Origin of the sequence: Nocardioides sp. JS614, from assembly GCF_000015265.1 — a bacterium.
In the GTDB taxonomy this organism is placed as follows: Bacteria; Actinomycetota; Actinomycetes; order Propionibacteriales; family Nocardioidaceae; genus Nocardioides.
This window is the reverse complement of sequence record NC_008699.1, coordinates 4206235-4223959: the sequence shown is the minus strand read 5'-3', so window position 1 is coordinate 4223959 and position 17725 is coordinate 4206235. Positions and strand designations below refer to the sequence as shown.

The window sequence follows — 17725 nt, the reverse complement described above, 5'->3', positions numbered from 1 at the left end:
ACGGCCGACGGGTCTCCAGCTTCATCGGCCGGCCGATGAAACCCGACCCTGGACGATGAAATCTCATCGTCCAGGCACGAGGTTCGTCGGTCGACCGATGAAACTCGCGCCCGGCTCAGAACCCAGCGCGCCGGGGCAGGTACGGCGAGCGGCCGCGCTCGCCGACGTGGACGTCGAGGATCGCCTGGTGGCTGGCGTCGCCGGCGACGGCGGACTGGTTGGCGACCAGGACGCTGCGGCCGACGAACGTCGCGCTGCAGGGGGTGTCGAAGGGGATCGGCGAGCCGTTGTCGCCGGTGAGCGGGGTGCCGAACCGCCGCACCTCCTCGCCGGCGGCGGTGAGCTCGACGAGCTGGTTGGCCAGGCCGGCGAGGGCGACGTACACGTGCCCCGAACGCCCGATGCCGAACCCGTCGGGCAGGTCGCCGGGCTGCGAGGTCCACAGCGTCTCGACCGTGCCGGGGCGGCCGGAGTCGTCGATCGGCAGCCGGTAGAGCGCGCCGTTCGTGGGCAGGTCGGTGCCGTCGCTGACCGTCTGCTGGGTGATCAGGAGGTCGCCGCGGCCGGGCCGGTAGCGGATGCCGGCGGTGCCGAACTCGACCGCGCCCTCGAGCGCGGGCGAGGTGAACCACCGACGGGGGGTGCGCGAGCCGTGCGGCACCTTCCAGATCGCGCCGTCGGCGTAGTCGGTCACGAACAGCGCGCCGCCGGGGCCCCAGGTCGCGTAGTTCGGCACCGCGCCGTCGGGGAACCGCACGACCCGGCGGAACCGGCCGGTCCGGACGTCCAGGGTGAGCACCGAGGCGGTGGATGTCTCGAGCAGCACCAGCCGGCCGGCGCGGGTCTGGTTGGCGACCTGGACCCCGTGGTCCTCGTCGAGGTGCTGGCCGGGCACCGACCACGACCGCAGCAGGGTGCCGTCCGCGGCCCACTCGAAGACCCGCGAGGGCGCCGTGCTGCCCGAGTCGACGTAGCTGCCGGCGTAGACCCGGCCGTTGGTGTGGGCGTGGACGTACGCCGGGAACCGCGGCGACGGCACCAGCGAGAAGACCCGGGTGTCGCCGGGCTCGCGGGCCGACCGGGCCTGCGCGTGGGCGGTCGCCCCGGTGGTCGCTGCGAGGAGGCCGGCCGCAAGGAGGCCGGCCGCAAGGAGGCCGGCCGCGAGCAGCGCCGACAGCCGCGTCACAGGCGCTCCCCGACCTCGATCGCCGCGCGCTCGCCGGCGCGCACGGCACCGTCCATGTAGCCGGTCCAGTACGTCGAGGTCTCGGTGCCGGCCCAGTGCACGCGGCCGAACGGCTGCCGGATCGCGGACCCGAGCTGCACCATGGTCCCGGGTGCATAGTTGGCGACCGGCCCGCCGGTGGTCCAGCGCTCCTCGGTCCAGTCCTGCTCGACGTACTCGATCGGGTGCAGCGCCTGCTCACCGAACATCGCCGCGAAGCCCTCGAGCACCGCGCGCTTGCGCTCGGCGCGCGGCAGCACGCCGTACTGACGCCAGGTGGAGCCCCCGACGAAGGCCAGCAGCACCCCCGGCTCGCCGTCGGCCGGCGAGTTGTCGAACACCGCGCGGGCCGCGCCGGCGTCGTTGATGCCGAAGCCGTTGAGCCCGGCGTCGCGCCAGAACGGCGTGCGGTAGACCGCGTCGCACTTCATCAGCTGGCCCATGTCGAGGTGGCGCAGCAGCTGCAGGCGCCGGGTGGGGAGGCGGGGGAACCACTCGATGCCGAGCACCAGCGGCGGTGGCGCCGCCACGACGACACGGCGGGCGCGGACGGTGCCGCGGGCGCTGTGCACGAGCACGTGGCCGTCGCGCTGCTCGATGCGGCGCACCGCCGCCCGCAGGGCCACGACGTCGCCCAGCCGGCGCGCCAGCCGGAGCGGGACCAGCTGCGAGCCCCCGACGAAGCGGCGCTCCTGGGCGCCGTTGGCGGTGTCGGAGTTGCGCGAGAACGTCCCGACGTTGCGCTCGTTGCCCGAGCACGCGACGTACCAGAGCACGTAGAGCAGGGACAGCTCGTTGGGGTCGGCGCCGAACCCCGGCTGGGTCCAGCACTCGATGAGGTTCTCGACGCCGTCGCCGTTGACCGCGTTGGCGCGGATCCACTCGCCGAGCGTCATCGCGTCCCACTCGGCGGCGCTGGGGTGGGTCCACGGCGCGTCGACGGCGATCTCGGCGGCCATGTTGTCGATGCGGGTCAGCAGGACGGCCGCGTCGGGGAGGATCGTGGGGTCCGGCGGGACCGTGCCGGAGTACTCCTGCCGGCCGGTCAGCGAGGACACGTAGACGCTGTTGCCCTCGTTGTACTCCGGGAACGTCGGCACCTTCAGCTCGCGCGCGAGCCGCGCGATGTGGTCCTGGGTGGGGCCGATGAACGCGCCGCCGGCCTCGATCGTGGCGCCGCGGGCTCCGGGCACGGTCAGGTGGTGGTTGAGCACCCGGCCGCCGACGCGGTCCCGCGCCTCGAGGAGCAGTACGTCGTGCCCGTCGCGGGCCAGGTCGCGCGCGGCGACGAGCCCGGAGAGGCCGCCGCCGACCACGACGGCGTCGACCCGCCTGGGCAGCGCACCCTGGCGCGAGCCGGCAGCGACCGCGTCGTGCAGGGGGCCGGTGCCGAGCGCCAGCCCGCCGGCCGCGGCGCCGCCGAGCAGGAGGCGGCGGGACAGTGCCGGACGCGGCATGGTCGCCGCCGGGATGCGGGCGGGAGCGGGAGGCAGGGGCTGGGTCACGGCGGCTCCTGGACGGCGATTATCTGAACATGTGTCAGATTCGGGTTCATACTCTACACTCGCTCCCGTGCCTGCTGCGGCGGTGACCCCGACCACCTCCCCGAAGCGACGGGTCCCGCGCCAGGAGCGCAGCCGCCGCCGCGTCGAGGACCTGCTCGACGCGGCGGCGCGGCTGGTGGTCGAGCACGGTGTCGAGGCGCTCACCACCCGCGAGATCGCGGAGGCGGCGGGCGTGCCGGTCGCCTCCCTCTACCAGTACTTCGCCGACAAGGAGGACGTCATGCTCGCGCTCGCCCAGCGCGACATGGCGGAGATGGACGCCCAGGTCGCCGAGGACCTCGCCGCCGTCGAGGTGCTCTCGGTCGCGACCCTCGTGCGGACCACCATGCGGGCCTTCGTCAGCGTCTACCACCGGCGCCCGGCGTTCGTGGAGATCTACCTGCGCGGCCGCACGAACCTGGCCGTGCACCGCTTCGGTCGCCAGCACAACGCCCGGATCGCCGAGACCCTGCAGGGCTTCGCGATCGACGCCGGGCTGGCCCGCGCCGACCTGCCGCGCTCGGCCGCGCTGCTGGCCGTGGAGGTCGGCGACCGCGTCTTCCAGCTCGCGTTCGAGGAGTCCCGCGACGGCGACCAGGCGCTGGTCGAGGAGGGCATCGCGATGGTCACCGCCTACCTCGAGCGCTACGCCACGCCGGCAGGCCTCACCGGGCCCAGCGGCAGCACCCAGGAGAGCAGATGAAGATCGCCACCGTCGGCGTGCACGTCCTCGACACCCACGTGCTCGGCATCGAGTCGATCCCCGCGCGCTCCGACGGCCAACTGGTCGAGACGATCCGGATGTCCCCGGCCGGCACGGCGGGCGGTACGGCGGTCGTGCTCAGCCGGCTCGGCGCCGAGGTGCGGAGCTTCGGCGCCGTCGGCGCGGACCCGATCGGCAGCACCCTCCTCGCGCTGCTCGAGCGCGAGGGGGTCGACGTCACGGGGCTGGTCCGCAAGCCCGACCAGCAGACCTCGGCCTCGGTGCTGCCGGTGCGGCCCAACGGCGACCGCCCGGCCTGGCACTGCATCGGCGCGAACGGGGCGTTCACCCTCGACGACCTCGACCTCGCTGCCCTCGACGGGTGCACCCACGTGCACCTGGGCGGGCCGGAGTTCCTCGGCGGCGAGGCCGCCGGCAAGCTGCTCGAGCACGCGCGCTCGCTGGGGGCGACCACCTCGCTGGACCTGCTGGCTCCGGGCGACCCCGACCTGCTCGCCTGGGTGGCCGACGCGCTCCCGCACACCGACTACCTGCTCCCCAACGACGAGCAGGTGCTCGGCTTCACCGGCGCGTCCTCGATCGCCGACGGCGCCCGGGCGCTCGTCGCCGCCGGCGCGGGCTGCGTGGCGGTGACCCAGGGCAGCCGCGGCGCGCTGGTCGTGACCGCGGACGAGGTGGTCGAGGTGCCGGCGTACGCCATCGAGGTCGTCGACACCACCGGCTGCGGCGACGCCTTCTCCGCGGGCTTCCTCCGCGGGCTGTCGCTGGGCCGTGACCTCCGGGACGCCGCGGAGCTCGGCTGCGCCACCGCGGCCCAGGTCGCGCAGGGCCTCGGCACCGACGCCGGCGACTACTCGCTGGACTCGGTGCTGGCCTTCGCCGGGTCGACCGCCACCCGCTGACCCTGGCCCTGCCGCCGGGGCCGGGCCAGCCGGTCCAGGAACGCGACGAGCAGCGCCTCGCGCATCGCGGGGGACGCGAGGTCGAGCATCGCGTTGACCTCGGCCATCCGCTCGGGGAGGTCGAGGCCCGCCGCGGCGTCGCCGCCCACCAGGCCTGCGGCGGCGAGCAGGCCGTCGAAGTCCGCGTCCGAGAGCGTCGCCGGGTCGAGGGCGCCGATGAACTCCGCGATCCCGGGGTCCACCGACACCGGCCCGGCCGCCTGCGCGGCTGCCACCGAGGCGGCCAGTGCCGCGAGGAAGTCGTCGACGTGGGCGTTGGTCGCTGCGCTCACCGAGAGGTGGATGGTCGGCGGGTGCCCGGCATACGACAGCTGCGGCTGGACGTACCACCCGCGGGTCGCCATCTCGTCGCACACCGTGAACGCGTCGCAGCTGTCGTCGGTCGCGATCGCGACCAGCGTCGAGTCGGGGACGGCCGCGAGGACGAGCGCCGGGATGTCGGCGAGCCCTGCCACGATCGCGTCGACGGCTTCGAAGGTCTCTCGGGAGAGGAGCTCGTACCCCGTGTCACCCAGCGACTGCACGACCGCCCAGGCGCCGGCCAGGGGTCCGCCCGACTTGGTCGACTGCAGGGTGGAGTTCAGCATCGTGTAGCCCGGCCACGCCGCGGAGGCGAAGTACTGCGGACGCCGCAGCCCGGCCGTGCGGTGCAGCAGCACGGACGTGCCCTTCGGGGCGTAGCCGTACTTGTGCAGGTCCACCGAGATCGAGGTGACGCCCTCGACCGCGAACGTCCACGCCGGCACCGACCGGCCCAGGCGCGTCGCGTAGGGCAGCACCCAGCCGCCGATGCACGCGTCCACGTGGCACCGGATGCCACGGGCCGCGGCCGCTGCCGCCACCTCCGTGACCGGGTCGACGACGCCGTGGGCGTACGACGGCGCCGACGCCACCACGAGCACGGTGCGGTCGGGGTCCTCGTCGATCGCGGCGGCCATCGCGGCCGGGTCGGCGCGGAAGTCCGGTCCGACCGGCACCAGCACGGCCTCCACGCCGAAGTAGTGCGCGGCCTTGTGGAAGGCCGCGTGCGCGGTGGCGGGCAGCACCATCCGCGGCCGCGCGAGGTCGGGGCGGCTGTCGCGCGCGCCCTGCACGGCGAGCAGCACCGACTCGGTGCCGCCCGAGGTCACGGTGCCCACGCACGTGCCCGGGGCGTCGAGCAGGTCGGCGGCGAAGCCGACGAGCTCGTTCTCCATCTGCAGCAGGCTCGGGAACGCGGTCGGGTCCAGGCCGTTGGAGCCGGCGTACGCGGCGACCGCCGCGCGGCCGATCCGGTCGACGTCGGGCAGGCCCGAGTCGTAGACGTAGGCCAGGGTGCGGCCGCCGTGTACCGGCAGGTCGGCGGCCTGCATCGCCCGGAGCCGGGCCAGGGCGTCGTCACGGCCCAGGGCCTGGTCAGGCCCCATGGCCTCGTCGCGGTCCGTCGCTGCGTCGCTCATGCCGCCACCGCCGCCTCGACCTGGGCCGCGTCCAGGGAGTAGCGCCGCAGCCACAGCAGGCTGAGCGCCGTCAGCACCGCCGGCAGGACGGAGAACCCGAGCACGATCGCGGTGAGCGCCGAGTCCGGCTGGGCCACGTCGCCATCGGTGGAGGACCGGTAGCCGCCGATCGCCAGGACCAGCGCGTAGACGCCCGGGCCCAGCGCGAGGCCGAGGGTCTCGCCCGCGGTCCACACGCCGGTGTACACGCCGACCCGGTTCGACCCCGTGCGGACCGCGTCGACGGCCGCGGCGTCCGGCAGCATCGCCATCGGGAACACCTGGCACCCGGCGTACCCGACCCCCACGACGGCAACGGCGAGGAAGACGAAAGCCGGCGGCGCGCTGCGCGCCGTCACCGTGAGCAGGGCGCCGGCGCCGAGGAAGACCGAGGCCGCGAGGTAGCCGCGCTTCTTGCCGATCCGGGTGCCGATCGCCGACCACACCGGGGTGAGCAGCAGCGCGGGGCCGACGAAGCAGACGAACAGGACCGTGGCCGCGCCATCCTTGCCGAGCACGTCGGAGGCCAGGTAGTCGACGCCGGCGAGCATGCAGCCGGTGGCGAGCGCCTGGATGACGAAGCAGGTCAGCAGCCAGCGGAAGTCCCGGGCCTCCGCCACGATCCGGAGCTGGTCGCGCAGGGTGCCCGCGCCCGGCTGCGGTGCCGTCACCGGTGCCCGGCGGGTGCCGGCGTACGCGCTGACGACGCCGACCAGGATGATCAGCGCCATCGCGACCCCCATCACCCGGTAGCCGTCCCGGCCGCCGACCGCGTCGCGGATCGCCGGGGCGCTCGCCCCGGCGAGCAGGATCGTGAACGCCAGGATCGCCACCCGCCAGGTCATGATCCGGGTGCGCTCGTCGTAGGAGGAGGTCATCTCGGCGGGCATCGCCACGTAGGGCACCTGGAAGAACGCGTACGCCGTGGCGCACGCCAGGAACAGCGCCAGCACCCAGGCCGCCTCGGCGACCCGGCCCATCTCCGGGGCCGCGAACAGCAGCGCGAACCCGACCGCCAGGCCGATCCCCGCGCGCAGCAGCCAGGGCCGGCGTGGCCCGCGCGGATCCACGCTGCGGTCGCTGATCCGGCCGGCGATGGGGTTGAGGACCACGTCCCACGCCTTGGGCAGGAACACGATGAACCCGGCGACGATCGCGCTGATCCCGAGGCTGTCGGTCAGGTAGGGCAGGAGCATCAGCCCCGGAACGGTTCCGAACGCGCCCGTGGCCACGCTGCCCGACCCGTACCCGACCCGGACCCCGCGGGGCAGGGTGTCGCTGGCTGGCATGCCCGGAGGCTAGCGGTCGGTTTCCCCGGGTACCCGGGGAAACCGGAACTGTTGGCCCGAAACTTCGGCCCAACAGTTCCGGTATTGCCCGAGGAGTCAGCGGGAGAGGGCGCGTGATCCGCCGGACCCGTAGCGGCGGCGCGGGTTCGAGCCGATCGTCTCCGCCGAGGCGACCTTCTTGGCCCCGGTGCTCCGGGCCGGGGTCTTCTTGGCCGGGGCCTTCTTCGCGGCAGCCTTCTTCGCAGCTGGCTTGGTGGCTGCGGCCTTCTTGGCGGGAGCCTTCTTCGTGGCCGTCTTCTTCGTGGCCGTCTTCTTGGCGGCGGTCTTCTTGGCGGCGGTCTTCTTCGTGGCCGCCTTCTTGGCGGCCGCCTTCCTCGCCGGCGCGGCCGGCTCGCTGCCGGACCACTGCTCGACCCACTCGTCGAGCACCTGCCAGGTGGTGCCGCGCGCGGCGCGGCCGGTCAGCATCCCGAGGTGGCCCCCGGGCACGATCTCGAAGCGCACCTCGCGAGCCCCCGACAGCAGCGGCAGCACGGCGCGGACCGCCTCGACCGGAGCGATGCCGTCGGTCGCGCCGGCGAACACCAGGACCGGTGCCGAGATCTCCGAGAGCGAGACGTCGTGGTCGCCGATCTCGACGGCCCCGGTGGCCATCGCGTTGCCCTTCGCGAACCGGTGGTAGAGCTGGCCGAAGCTACGGCCCGGGTACGCCGTCATCTTCGCGGTGAACCGGTCGACCGCCTCGATCTGGGCGAGGAAGTCGGTGTCGTCGAGGTGGGTGGCGATCGCCAGCGGCTTGGTGACCAGCTTCTGGAACGACGAGAGCTGGAACGCCCAGCGCACCAGCGGCGTGGGCGCCCCGCCGGCGGCCCGGTAGGCCCGGGTCACCAGCCCGTGCCCGCCGGTGAGGTCGAGCAGTGGGCGCAGCGGTGCGACCAGCGGCACCCGGGTCACGTCGACCGGCGAGCCGATCACCGAGAGCGAGCCGATCGGCAGGTCGGGGGAGTCGGCCGCCGCGAGCATCGCGAAGATCCCGCCGAGGCTCCAGCCGATGACGTGCACGGGCCGGCCACCGGCGTGCGCCGACACCTCGCGCACCGCAGCCGGTACGACCTCCTCGACCCAGTGCTCCAGGCCGAGGTTGCGGTCGCGGAAGGAGACGTTGCCGTACTCGACGAGGTACGTCGGGCGGCCGCCGCGCACGAAGTGCTCGACCAGCGAGCAGCCCCGGCGCAGGTCGAAGCAGATCGCCGGCGCGGCCAACGGCGTCACCAGCAGCACCGGGTCGCCCTGGTCGCGGACGCCGGCCATCGGCCGGTAGTGGTAGACCTCGCGCAGCGTGCCGTCGTCGATGAGGGTGCGCGGCATCGGCCGCAGGTCCGCGAGGCCGCCGTACAGCACCAAGTGCGCGACGTTGCCCGCTGCGGACGCCACCTGGTCCGGCTTCGGAACGAGGTCCATGCCCGGAAAACTACTCCCCGACACGGAGGTCACGAGGCAGGTCCGGGGGCCGGGGCATGAGCCCGGTCACGCGCGGTGAGCGCCAGGAGGCAGGACCGCCCAGCCGTCAGGACCGCCGGGCGGGCCGCACGGTCTTGCCGTGCGAGGGCCGCACGGCGGTGAGCTCGGCGAGGAAGCTGTCGGCCCAGGCGGCGACGTCGTTCTGGCTGACGGTCTTGCGCATCGCCTTCATCCGCCGGGTCCGCTCCTTCTCGTCGGCGCGGTAGGCCTCCAGCAGTGCGGACTTCATCCCGTTGATGTCGTAGGGGTTGACCAGCCAGGCCTGCCGCAGCTCGTCGGCCGCGCCCGCGAACTCCGAGAGCACCAGTGCGCCGTCGTTGTCGAAGCGGCAGGCGACGTACTCCTTGGCGACCAGGTTCATGCCGTCGCGGTACGGCGTCACCACCATGATGTCGGCGGCGCGGTAGAGCGCCGCCATCTCCTCGCGGGGGTACGACGCGTGCATGTAGCTGATCGCCGGCCGGCCGATCCGCCCGAGGTCGCCGTTGATCCGCCCCACGAGGCGGTCGATGTCGTCGCGGAGGATGCGGTACTGCTCGACCTGCTCGCGCGAGGGCGTCGCCACCTGCACGAACACCGCGTCCTCGACGTCGAGGTCGCCCTGCGCCAGCAGCTCGCTGTAGGCGCGGAGCCGGGCGTAGATGCCCTTGGTGTAGTCGAGTCGGTCGACGCCGAGGAAGATCCGGCTCGGGTTGCCCAGGGCGTCGCGGATCTCGGCGGCGCGCTTCTCGACCTCCTCGGAGCGAGCCAGGTCCTCGAAGCCCTTCGCGTCGATGGAGATCGGGAACGCTGCGGCCCGCACGGTGCGGCCGTCGGGCAGGTAGACGAGGTCGCGGTGCGTCTTGTGCCCGACCCGCTGGCGGACCAGTCGCACGAAGTTCTGCGCGGCGCCGGGGAGCTGGAAGCCGACCAGGTCGGCGCCCAGCAGGCCCTCGAGCAGCTGGCGTCGCCAGGGCAGCTGCTGGAACAGCTCGGTGGGCGGGAACGGGATGTGCAGGTAGAACCCGATCCGCAGGTCCGGGCGCAGCTCGCGCAGCATCTGTGGCACCAGCTGCAGCTGGTAGTCGTGCACCCACACGGTCGCACCCTCGGAGGCAGCTGCAGCGGCCTGCTCGGCGAACCGCCGGTTCACCACCACATAGGCGTCCCACCACTCGCGGTGGAACTCCGGCTTCGCGGCGACGTCGTGGTAGAGCGGCCACAGGGTGCCGTTCGCGAAGCCCTCGTAGAACTCCTCGACCTCCTGCTGGGTCAACGTGATCGGGACCAGGTCGAGGCCCTCGTCCTCGAAGGGCTCCAGGTCGCTCTCGGTGCCGCCCGGCCAGCCGATCCAGCTGCCGTCGTTGGCGCGCATGACCGGCTCGATCGCGGTGACCAGGCCGCCGGGTGAGCGCCGCCACTCGGCCGTCCCGTCTCCGAGCGGCACCCGGTCGACGGGGAGTCGGTTCGCGACGATGACCAGGTCAGCCGAGCCAGAGGAAGCCACGTTCTTCACCCTAGTTGAGCCTCCACAGGCCGCCGCCGCTGTCGGGTTGGCCCGACAGCGGATGTCGGGCTGGCAGGATCGTGCGCGAGCCCGCATGTTCCTAGCGTTTCTCCCATGGCGGACCTGACCATGAGCCAGACGTACCCTCTCGCGACCTCGCGCCAACCCCGCGGCGTACGACGGGTACTGCTCGAGACCGGCTACCACCTCTCTGCCTTCCCGATCGCGCTCGTGGGGTTCGTGGTGGTGGTCACCGACCTGGCCCTCGGGGTCGGGCGCTCGGTCATCATCGGCGGCGTCCTGCTGCTCTGGGTCGGCGTGATGGTGGCGCGCGGCTTCGCCCGGTTCGAGCGGCTGCTGATGCGGGAGCTGCTCGGCCGCTGCGCGCCCACCCCGAGGTACCTGTGCGGGCGCGTCGGGGACGGGTTCTGGCGCCGGGCGCTCACGCCGCTGCGCGACCCGCAGTCCTGGCTCGACGTCGTGTGGTCGCTGGTCGCACTGGTGACCGGCAACTTCGCGTTCTCGCCGGGCGTGGCTCCAGGGTCACCTCAGCTGCCCCACCAGTCACACCTGGCGGCCGGAACCCGCACGACACGCCGTGGCCCCTCGGCGTGTCCTGCGGGTTTCGGCTGCTGACAGCCGAACCCCCCAGCGCGCCGGTCAGACCGGGAACTCGACCCCCACCTGGGCACGCAGGTCGTCCATCTGCCGCAGCAGCGCGAGGGTCTGCTCGTGGGGGACCAGCGGGCTCTCGCGCAGGCCCTCGCGCAGGCAGCGGCCCACCTCGGCGATCTCGTTGCCGTAGCCCTTGCCGAGCACCGGCTCGGCGCCGACGACCTCGACCGGCGCGCCGGGCTCGACCACCCAGCTGCCCGGACCGGGGGCGTACGGCGTGAACACCGCGCGGGCCGGGTGGTGGAAGTCGTCGAACCGGATCCGGCCGCGGTCGGTGGCGATCTCGCAGGCGCGGGAGGAGTACGACGTCATCGACGCGGTCATCGTCGCCAGGGCGCCGCCCGGGTAGCGCCCGCTGATCGCGATGTCGAGGTCGATCCCGCGCTCGGACAGGTCACCGGTGGCGGTCAGCCGCTCCGCCGGGCCGAGCAGGAGGTGGGCGATGGTCAGCGGGTAGATGCCCATGTCCAGCAGCGCGGAGGCCCCCAGCGCCGGGTCGAGCATCCGGTCCCCGGGAGGCGCGTCGACGCGGAACCCCAGCTCGGCGTGCAGGTGCCGCGGGGTGCCGAACTCACCGGACTGCAGCCGCTCGCGGAGAGCCCGGACGACCGGATGGCAGGCGGTCCACATCGCCTCCATGAGGAACCGGTCGTGGGCGCCGGTCAGGCGGACCATCTCCTCGGCGTCGGCCACGTCGAGGGTCAGCGGCTTCTCGCACAGCACGTGCTTGCCGGCCTCGAAGGCCAGCCGCGCGTTGTCGAGGTGCAGGGCGTGGGGCGTGGCGATGTAGACGACGTCGACGGCGGGGTCCGCCACCAGCTCCTCGTACGATCCGTGCGCCGCGGCCGCGCCGTACTCCTTCGCGAACGCTTCGGCGCTCTCCGCGCGCCGGGACCCGACGGCGGCCAGCCGGGCGCCCGGCACCAGCGCCAGGTCGCGTGCGAACGTGTGGGCGATCTTGCCCGTGGCGAGGATTCCCCAGCCGATGGTCTCCATGCCCGGACGCTATCGGTGGCGACTCCTCCGGGGACTCTCGGCAGGTCGAATGACATCGTTGTGGTTCGTCGCCTACAGTGAGGCGAACGAGCCGGACCACTGTCCTCAGGAGATCTCATGGATGCCGCGAACGCCTTCGGTGGCGCCGCCGAGGTCACGCCGACCCTCAGCGACCGCGACCGGGAGATCCTCGACTTCGAGCGCCAGTGGTGGAAGTACGCCGGCGCCAAGGAGACCGCGGTCCGGGAGAAGTTCGACATGTCCTCGACCCGCTACTACCAGGTCCTCAACGCGCTGATCGACCGGCCCGAGGCGCTCGAGGCCGACCCGCTGCTGGTCCGCCGGCTGCGGCGGCTGCGCTCGGCGCGCCAGCGGCAGCGCTCGGCCCGCCGGCTCGGCTTCGAGGTCTGAGCGGTGCGCACCCGCAACCAGCGCGGCGTGGTCACCCCGTCCCCGGTGGTGATGCTGAGCGTGATCGCGGTGGCGATGGCCGGCATCGCGTTCGTCGCGACCCGCGGCGGCGAGCCCGCTGAGCGTGAGGTGGCCACGGTGGCCCGTGAGGCCGGGCCGAGCATGTCGCCGTCGGCGCAGCCGACCCCGACGAAGGAGCCGAAGCCCCAGCCGACCGTCAAGCGCGGCAAGGTCTACGTCGAGGTCTACAACAACTCCGGCATCACCGGGCTCGCCGGCCGGGTCGCCGAGCGCGCCACCGGCATCGGCTGGCAGGTCGTGGGCTCCGACAACTGGTACGGCACGATCCCCGCCTCGACGGTCTACTACCCGCCGAAGCTGAAGCAGGCCGCGAAGACGCTCGCGCTGGACCTCGGCATCCGGCGGACCGCGCCCGCCGTCGACCCGATGCGGCTCGACCGGCTGACCCTCATCCTGACCGGTCCGCTGGACTGAGCCCGACCCGCACCCGGCCGTCCGGGTGAGCGGGGATGGCAGGGTGGGGGCATGGAGTTCACCTCGCCCGAGGGGGAGCAGAAGTACGCCGCGCTCGTGCGCGCCGCGAGCCGGGCCGTGGTCGGCCTCGACTTCGACGGCACCCTGTCGCCGATCGTGGACGACCCCGCGCAGGCGCGCATCCACCCGGAGGCCCGCGAGGTGCTCGTCGAACTCGCCGCCGAGGTCGCCGCGATCGCGGTGATCACCGGCCGCCCCGCCCGCCAGGCCCTCGACCTCGGCGGCCTCGAGGAGGTCGGCGACGCCGTCGCCGCGGCCGGCAAGGACCTCTTCGTCTTCGGCCAGTACGGCAACGAGCGGTGGAGCGCGAACCGGCGCCGGATCATCTCCCCGCGGCCGCCCGCCGGGCTCGCGACCTTCCTCCGGGACCTGCCGCGCGCCCTGCGCACCGCCGGCGCGGCCGACGCGTACGTCGAGGAGAAGGGCCTCGCGTACGCCGTGCACACCCGCCGGCTGCCCGACCCCGACGCCGCGTTCGAGCGGCTGCTGCCGGTGCTGCGGGAGCTGGCCGGTCGCAACGACCTGGTCCTCGAGCCCGGCCGCCGGGTCATCGAGGTCCGCGCGCCCGGCATGGACAAGGGCCAGGCCGTCGACAGGCTGGTCGAGGAGGTGGGTGCCGGTGCGTTCCTCTTCGCCGGTGACGACCTGGGCGACGTCGAGGCGTTCGAGGCCGTCGGCGCGCTCGCCAAGAACGGGCTGCCCACCCTGCTGGTCTGCTCGGCCTCGTTCGAGCAGAGCGCCCTGGTCGAGCTCTCCGACGTCGTCGTCGACGGCCCCGAGGGCGTCCTCGAGCTGCTCCGCCGGCTCACCGCCGACGCCCGCGCCGCCCGGGTCTGAACGCGCCGGCCCGGTAGTCCCTGACGATTGCGCGGTCCCCGCCGGCGTGTCGAGCCCGCAATCGTCAGGGAGTATCCCGCCGGATCGGGGCACCCAGGACCCTCGGGTGTTCCGGTGTTCGTCAACAGCGAACAGGAGGCGCTCTCCGGAACACCGGCCCGGGCTCGGGAGTTGAGCGGACATGGCACTCAAGCTCCCCGTCCTCTTCGTCCCGGACGTCGTCCTCCTCCCCGGCATGGTCGTTCCCCTCGAGCTCGACGAGTCCTCCCAGGCCGCCATCGACGCCGCCCGCGCGGGCAGCGACAGCCAGGTGCTGGTCGCGCCGCGGCTGGACGACCGCTACGCGTCGTACGGCGTCATCGCGACCATCGAGCGCGTCGGCAAGTTCTCGGGCGGCTCCCCGGCCGCGGTCCTCAAGGCCGGTCCCCGGGCCGCCATCGGCAGCGGCGTCACCGGGCCCGGGGCGGCCCTGTGGGTCGAGGTCGAGCCGGCCGAGGACGTCGTGACCCCGCGCGCCCGCGAGCTCGCCGAGGAGTACAAGCGGCTGGTCGTCGCCGTGCTCCAGCGCCGCGAGGCCTGGCAGATCGTCGACCAGGTGCACCAGATGACCGACCCGAGCGCGATCGCCGACACCGCGGGCTACGCGCCGTACCTCTCCACCGAGCGCAAGCGCGAGCTGCTCGAGGACCCCGACGTGGAGTCCCGGCTGCTGCGCGTCATCGGCTGGACCCGCGACTACCTCGCCGAGGCCGAGCTGACCGACAAGATCGGTGAGGAGGTCCGCGACGGGATGGAGAAGCAGCAGCGCGAGTACCTCCTGCGTCAGCAGCTCGCCGCGATCCGCAAGGAGCTCGGCGAGGGCGAGCCGGAAGGGGCCGACGACTACCGGGCTCGCGTCGAGGCCGCCGACGTGCCCGACGCGGTGCGCGAGGCGCTGCTGCGCGAGGTCGGCAAGCTCGAGCGCTCCAGCGACCAGAACCCCGAGGCCGCGTGGATCCGGACCTGGCTCGACACGGTGCTCGAGCTGCCGTGGAGCACCACCACCGAGGACGCGAACGACGTCGCCGGCGCCCGCGCCGTCCTGGACGCCGACCACCACGGCCTGGACGAGGTCAAGGAGCGGATCGTGGAGTACCTCGCGGTCCGGGCCCGTCGCGCGGAGCGCGGCCTGCAGGTCGTCGGAGGCCGCGGCTCGGGCGCCGTGATCCTGCTGGCCGGGCCTCCCGGTGTCGGCAAGACCTCGCTGGGCGAGTCCGTGGCCCGGGCGCTCGGCCGCAGGTTCGTCCGGGTCGCCCTGGGCGGCGTGCGCGACGAGGCCGAGATCCGCGGGCACCGCCGTACCTATGTCGGCGCGCTGCCCGGCCGGATCGTGCGCGCGATCAAGGAGGCCGGCTCGATGAACCCGGTCGTGCTCCTCGACGAGGTCGACAAGGTCGGCTCCGACTACCGGGGCGACCCCGCGGCCGCGCTGCTCGAGGTCCTCGACCCGGCGCAGAACCACACCTTCCGCGACCACTACCTGGAGCTGGACCTGGACCTCTCCGACGTGCTGTTCATCGCGACCGCGAACGTCGTGGAGCAGATCCCGTCGGCGCTGCTGGACCGGATGGAGCTGGTGACGCTCGACGGGTACACCGAGGACGACAAGGTCGGCATCGCCCGCGACTTCCTGCTGCCCCGCCAGCTCGAGCGCGCGGCGCTGACCTCCGACGAGGTGCGGGTGACCGACGCCGCGCTGCGCGAGATGGCCGCCAACTACACCCGCGAGGCCGGCGTGCGCCAGATGGAGCGGCTGCTCGCCAAGGCGCTGCGCAAGGCGGCGACCCGGCTCGCCACGGGCGCGGTCCAGGTCGACATCGACGTGGCGGACCTCAAGGACCTGGTCGGCCGGCCGCGGTTCACCCCCGAGGCACCGGAGCGTACGGCGGTCCCGGGCGTGGCGACCGGCCTGGCGGTGACCGGGCTCGGCGGCGACGTGCTGTTCATCGAGGCGTCGGCTGCGGAGGGGACCGCCGGCCTCACGCTGACCGGCCAGCTCGGCGACGTGATGAAGGAGTCGGCGCAGATCGCGCTGTCCTTCGTCCGCGCGCACGCGGCCGAGCTCGGGGTGGAGCCGTCGTTCTTCGAGAAGGCGATCCACGTGCACGTGCCGGCCGGCGCCACCCCCAAGGACGGCCCGTCCGCCGGCATCACCATGGTCACCGCGCTCACCTCGCTGGCCACCGGCCGCCCCGTGCGCTCGGAGGTCGGCATGACCGGCGAGGTCTCGCTGACCGGCCGGGTGCTGCCGATCGGCGGGCTCAAGCAGAAGCTGCTCGCGGCCCAGCGCCACGGCCTCACCGAGGTGTTCGTGCCGCTGCGCAACGAGCCGGACCTGGACGACGTACCGGCCGACGTCCTCGGGAGCGTCACGGTGCACCCGGTCAGCGACGTCCTGGACGTGGTCCGCGGCGCGCTGGCCAGCACCGAGGCGGCCACGGTCGCAGCGTGACCGGACGCCTCCGGGCGCGAGACGACGGCCGTCCAACATGTGGATGCGATGTGCACATGCTGAGACGGCCGTCGTACTGTTCTCCACAGCTCATCAAGAGGGACTGAGGGATACGGCCCTGTGAAGTCCCGGCAACCGCCGCGATCCTCCGCCGCCCGGCATCCAGCCAGGAAGCGGTTCGCGGAAACGGTGCCAATTCCGCCCGGGGCGACCGCCGCACCCGGGGAAGATGAGAAGGAGGACTTCATGAGCGCCGTCGTCATCGAGAAGACCAGCACGCCGGGCCTGCGCGAGGGCGCGTTCGGCAACGCCACCGCCCTCTCCTGCCGCGAGTGCGGCCACCAGGTCGAGCTCGGACCGCACTACGCGTGTCCGGAGTGCTTCGGCCCCCTGGAGATCGCCTACGACTTCCCCCGGGTCACCCGCGAGGAGATCGAGGCCGGCCCGCGCAACATCTGGCGCTACAAGGCGCTGCTGCCGGTGCCCGCCGACATCGAGGACAGCCCCAACACCGAGCCCGGCTTCACCCGCCTGCTGCGTGCGGGCAACCTGGCCGCCGAGCTCGGGATCGCGAACCTGTGGGTCAAGGACGACTCCACCAACCCCACCAACTCCTTCAAGGACCGCGTCGTCGCCTGCGCGCTGAGCGCGGCCCGCGAGTTCGGCAGCAAGGTCTTCGCCTGTCCGAGCACCGGCAACCTCGCCAACGCGGTCGCCGCCGCGGGCGCCCGCGCCGGCATCAAGACCGTGGTGTTCATCCCGAGCAACCTCGAGCAGCCCAAGCAGGTCAACTCCGCCGTCTTCACCGACTCCCTGGTGGCCGTCAACGGCAACTACGACGACGTCAACCGGCTCGCTTCCGAGATCGCCGGCGAGGAGGAGGGCTGGGCGTTCGTGAACGTCAACGTCCGCCCCTACTACGCCGAGGGCTCCAAGACCCTCGGCTACGAGATCGCCGAGCAGCTCGGCTGGCGGCTGCCGGACCAGATCGTGATCCCGGTCGCGAGCGGCTCGCAGCTGACCAAGGTGCACAAGGCCTTCCAGGAGCTGATCCGGCTCGGCCTCGTGGAGGACAAGCCCTACCGCGTGTACGGCGCGCAGGCCGCGGGCTGCTCCCCGGTCTCGGTCGCCTACAAGGCCGGCGTCGACGCCATCCGCCCGGTCAAGCCGGACACGATCGCCAAGAGCCTGGCGATCGGCAACCCCGCCGACGGCATCTACGTCCTCGACATCTGCCGCGAGACCGGCGGCGCGGTCGAGGACGTCACCGACGACGAGATCCGCGCCGGCATCGTGCTGCTGGCCCGCACCGAGGGGATCTTCACCGAGACCGCCGGCGGCACCACCGTCGCCGTGTTGAAGAAGCTCGTCGAGACCGGCCAGCTCGACACCTCGCTCGAGACCGTGGTGATCAACACCGGCCACGGCCTGAAGACCCTGGACGCGGTCTCCGGCACCGTGGCGCCCGCCGCGACCATCGACCCGTCGTACCCTGCCTTCGCCGCCACCGGCCTGGCCTGAGCACCCGAGC

General features: G+C 73.3%; 15 protein-coding genes and 1 riboswitch. Of the genes, 8 read left to right on the top strand and 7 right to left on the bottom strand.

Annotated features, from left to right (window positions below):
- Positions 1-115: 115 nt before the first annotated feature.
- Positions 116-1186, bottom strand: a complete 1071-nt coding sequence (locus NOCA_RS21710) for a hypothetical protein (RefSeq protein WP_041546800.1) — start codon at positions 1184-1186, stop codon at positions 116-118.
- Complete coding sequence (locus tag NOCA_RS21705) at positions 1183-2730, bottom strand: flavin monoamine oxidase family protein (protein ID WP_197687754.1); 1548 nt, start codon at positions 2728-2730, stop codon at positions 1183-1185. The genes NOCA_RS21710 and NOCA_RS21705 overlap by 4 nt, the downstream gene beginning before the upstream one ends.
- A 67-nt stretch (positions 2731-2797) precedes the next feature.
- Between NOCA_RS21705 and NOCA_RS21700 the strand changes: the two genes are divergently transcribed.
- Entirely contained in the window at positions 2798-3472 is a 675-nt protein-coding gene (locus tag NOCA_RS21700; protein WP_158305692.1) for a TetR/AcrR family transcriptional regulator, read from the top strand.
- Entirely contained in the window at positions 3469-4395 is a 927-nt protein-coding gene (locus NOCA_RS21695; protein WP_011757425.1) for a carbohydrate kinase family protein, read from the top strand. The genes NOCA_RS21700 and NOCA_RS21695 overlap by 4 nt, the downstream gene beginning before the upstream one ends.
- On the opposite strand, the gene NOCA_RS21690 is transcribed toward NOCA_RS21695, so the two are convergent.
- From NOCA_RS21690 to NOCA_RS21675, 4 genes are all read right to left on the bottom strand, one after another.
- The gene (locus tag NOCA_RS21690) at positions 4344-5894 is read right to left on the bottom strand and encodes a pyridoxal phosphate-dependent decarboxylase family protein (RefSeq protein ID WP_011757424.1); all 1551 of its coding nucleotides are present in this window, start codon (positions 5892-5894) and stop codon (positions 4344-4346) included. The genes NOCA_RS21695 and NOCA_RS21690 overlap by 52 nt on opposite strands.
- On the bottom strand, positions 5891-7222 hold the full coding sequence (locus NOCA_RS21685) for an MFS transporter (protein ID WP_011757423.1): 1332 nt from the start codon (positions 7220-7222) through the stop codon (positions 5891-5893). Before NOCA_RS21685 ends, NOCA_RS21690 begins: the two co-directional genes overlap by 4 nt.
- Positions 7223-7318: 96 nt before the next feature.
- Positions 7319-8683 (bottom strand): histone H1-like repetitive region-containing protein, encoded by a 1365-nt coding sequence (locus NOCA_RS27750; protein WP_041546796.1) that lies wholly within the window; start codon positions 8681-8683, stop codon positions 7319-7321.
- Positions 8684-8789: 106 nt separating this feature from the next.
- Entirely contained in the window at positions 8790-10238 is a 1449-nt protein-coding gene (locus tag NOCA_RS21675) for an alpha,alpha-trehalose-phosphate synthase (UDP-forming) (protein WP_011757421.1), read from the bottom strand.
- 105 nt (positions 10239-10343) lie between these two features.
- On the opposite strand from NOCA_RS21675, the gene NOCA_RS21670 reads away from it, so the two are divergent.
- A complete protein-coding gene (locus tag NOCA_RS21670) occupies positions 10344-10865 on the top strand; it encodes a sensor domain-containing protein (RefSeq protein WP_011757420.1) in 522 nt (173 codons plus the stop codon).
- A gap of 24 nt (positions 10866-10889) precedes the next feature.
- Here NOCA_RS21670 and NOCA_RS21665 read toward each other — a convergent pair whose 3' ends face one another.
- Positions 10890-11900, bottom strand: a complete 1011-nt coding sequence (locus NOCA_RS21665; protein ID WP_011757419.1) for a Gfo/Idh/MocA family protein — start codon at positions 11898-11900, stop codon at positions 10890-10892.
- A gap of 117 nt (positions 11901-12017) precedes the next feature.
- On the opposite strand from NOCA_RS21665, the gene NOCA_RS21660 reads away from it, so the two are divergent.
- The 5 genes from NOCA_RS21660 (at position 12018) to thrC (ending at position 17715) form a co-directional block, all read left to right on the top strand.
- Positions 12018-12311 (top strand): DUF3263 domain-containing protein, encoded by a 294-nt coding sequence (locus NOCA_RS21660; protein ID WP_011757418.1) that lies wholly within the window; start codon positions 12018-12020, stop codon positions 12309-12311.
- Positions 12312-12314: 3 nt separating this feature from the next.
- Positions 12315-12806, top strand: a complete 492-nt coding sequence (locus tag NOCA_RS21655) for a LytR C-terminal domain-containing protein (protein ID WP_011757417.1) — start codon at positions 12315-12317, stop codon at positions 12804-12806.
- A 51-nt stretch (positions 12807-12857) separates the two neighbouring features.
- Positions 12858-13703 (top strand): trehalose-phosphatase, encoded by an 846-nt coding sequence (otsB, locus tag NOCA_RS21650; protein WP_011757416.1) that lies wholly within the window; start codon positions 12858-12860, stop codon positions 13701-13703.
- A gap of 181 nt (positions 13704-13884) precedes the next feature.
- Entirely contained in the window at positions 13885-16194 is a 2310-nt protein-coding gene (lon, locus tag NOCA_RS21645) for an endopeptidase La (RefSeq protein ID WP_011757415.1), read from the top strand.
- An 87-nt stretch (positions 16195-16281) separates the two neighbouring features.
- A riboswitch (SAM riboswitch) is annotated at positions 16282-16430 on the top strand.
- A 10-nt stretch (positions 16431-16440) separates the two neighbouring features.
- The gene (gene thrC / locus NOCA_RS21640; RefSeq protein ID WP_011757414.1) at positions 16441-17715 is read left to right on the top strand and encodes a threonine synthase; all 1275 of its coding nucleotides are present in this window, start codon (positions 16441-16443) and stop codon (positions 17713-17715) included.
- Positions 17716-17725: the final 10 nt, after the last annotated feature.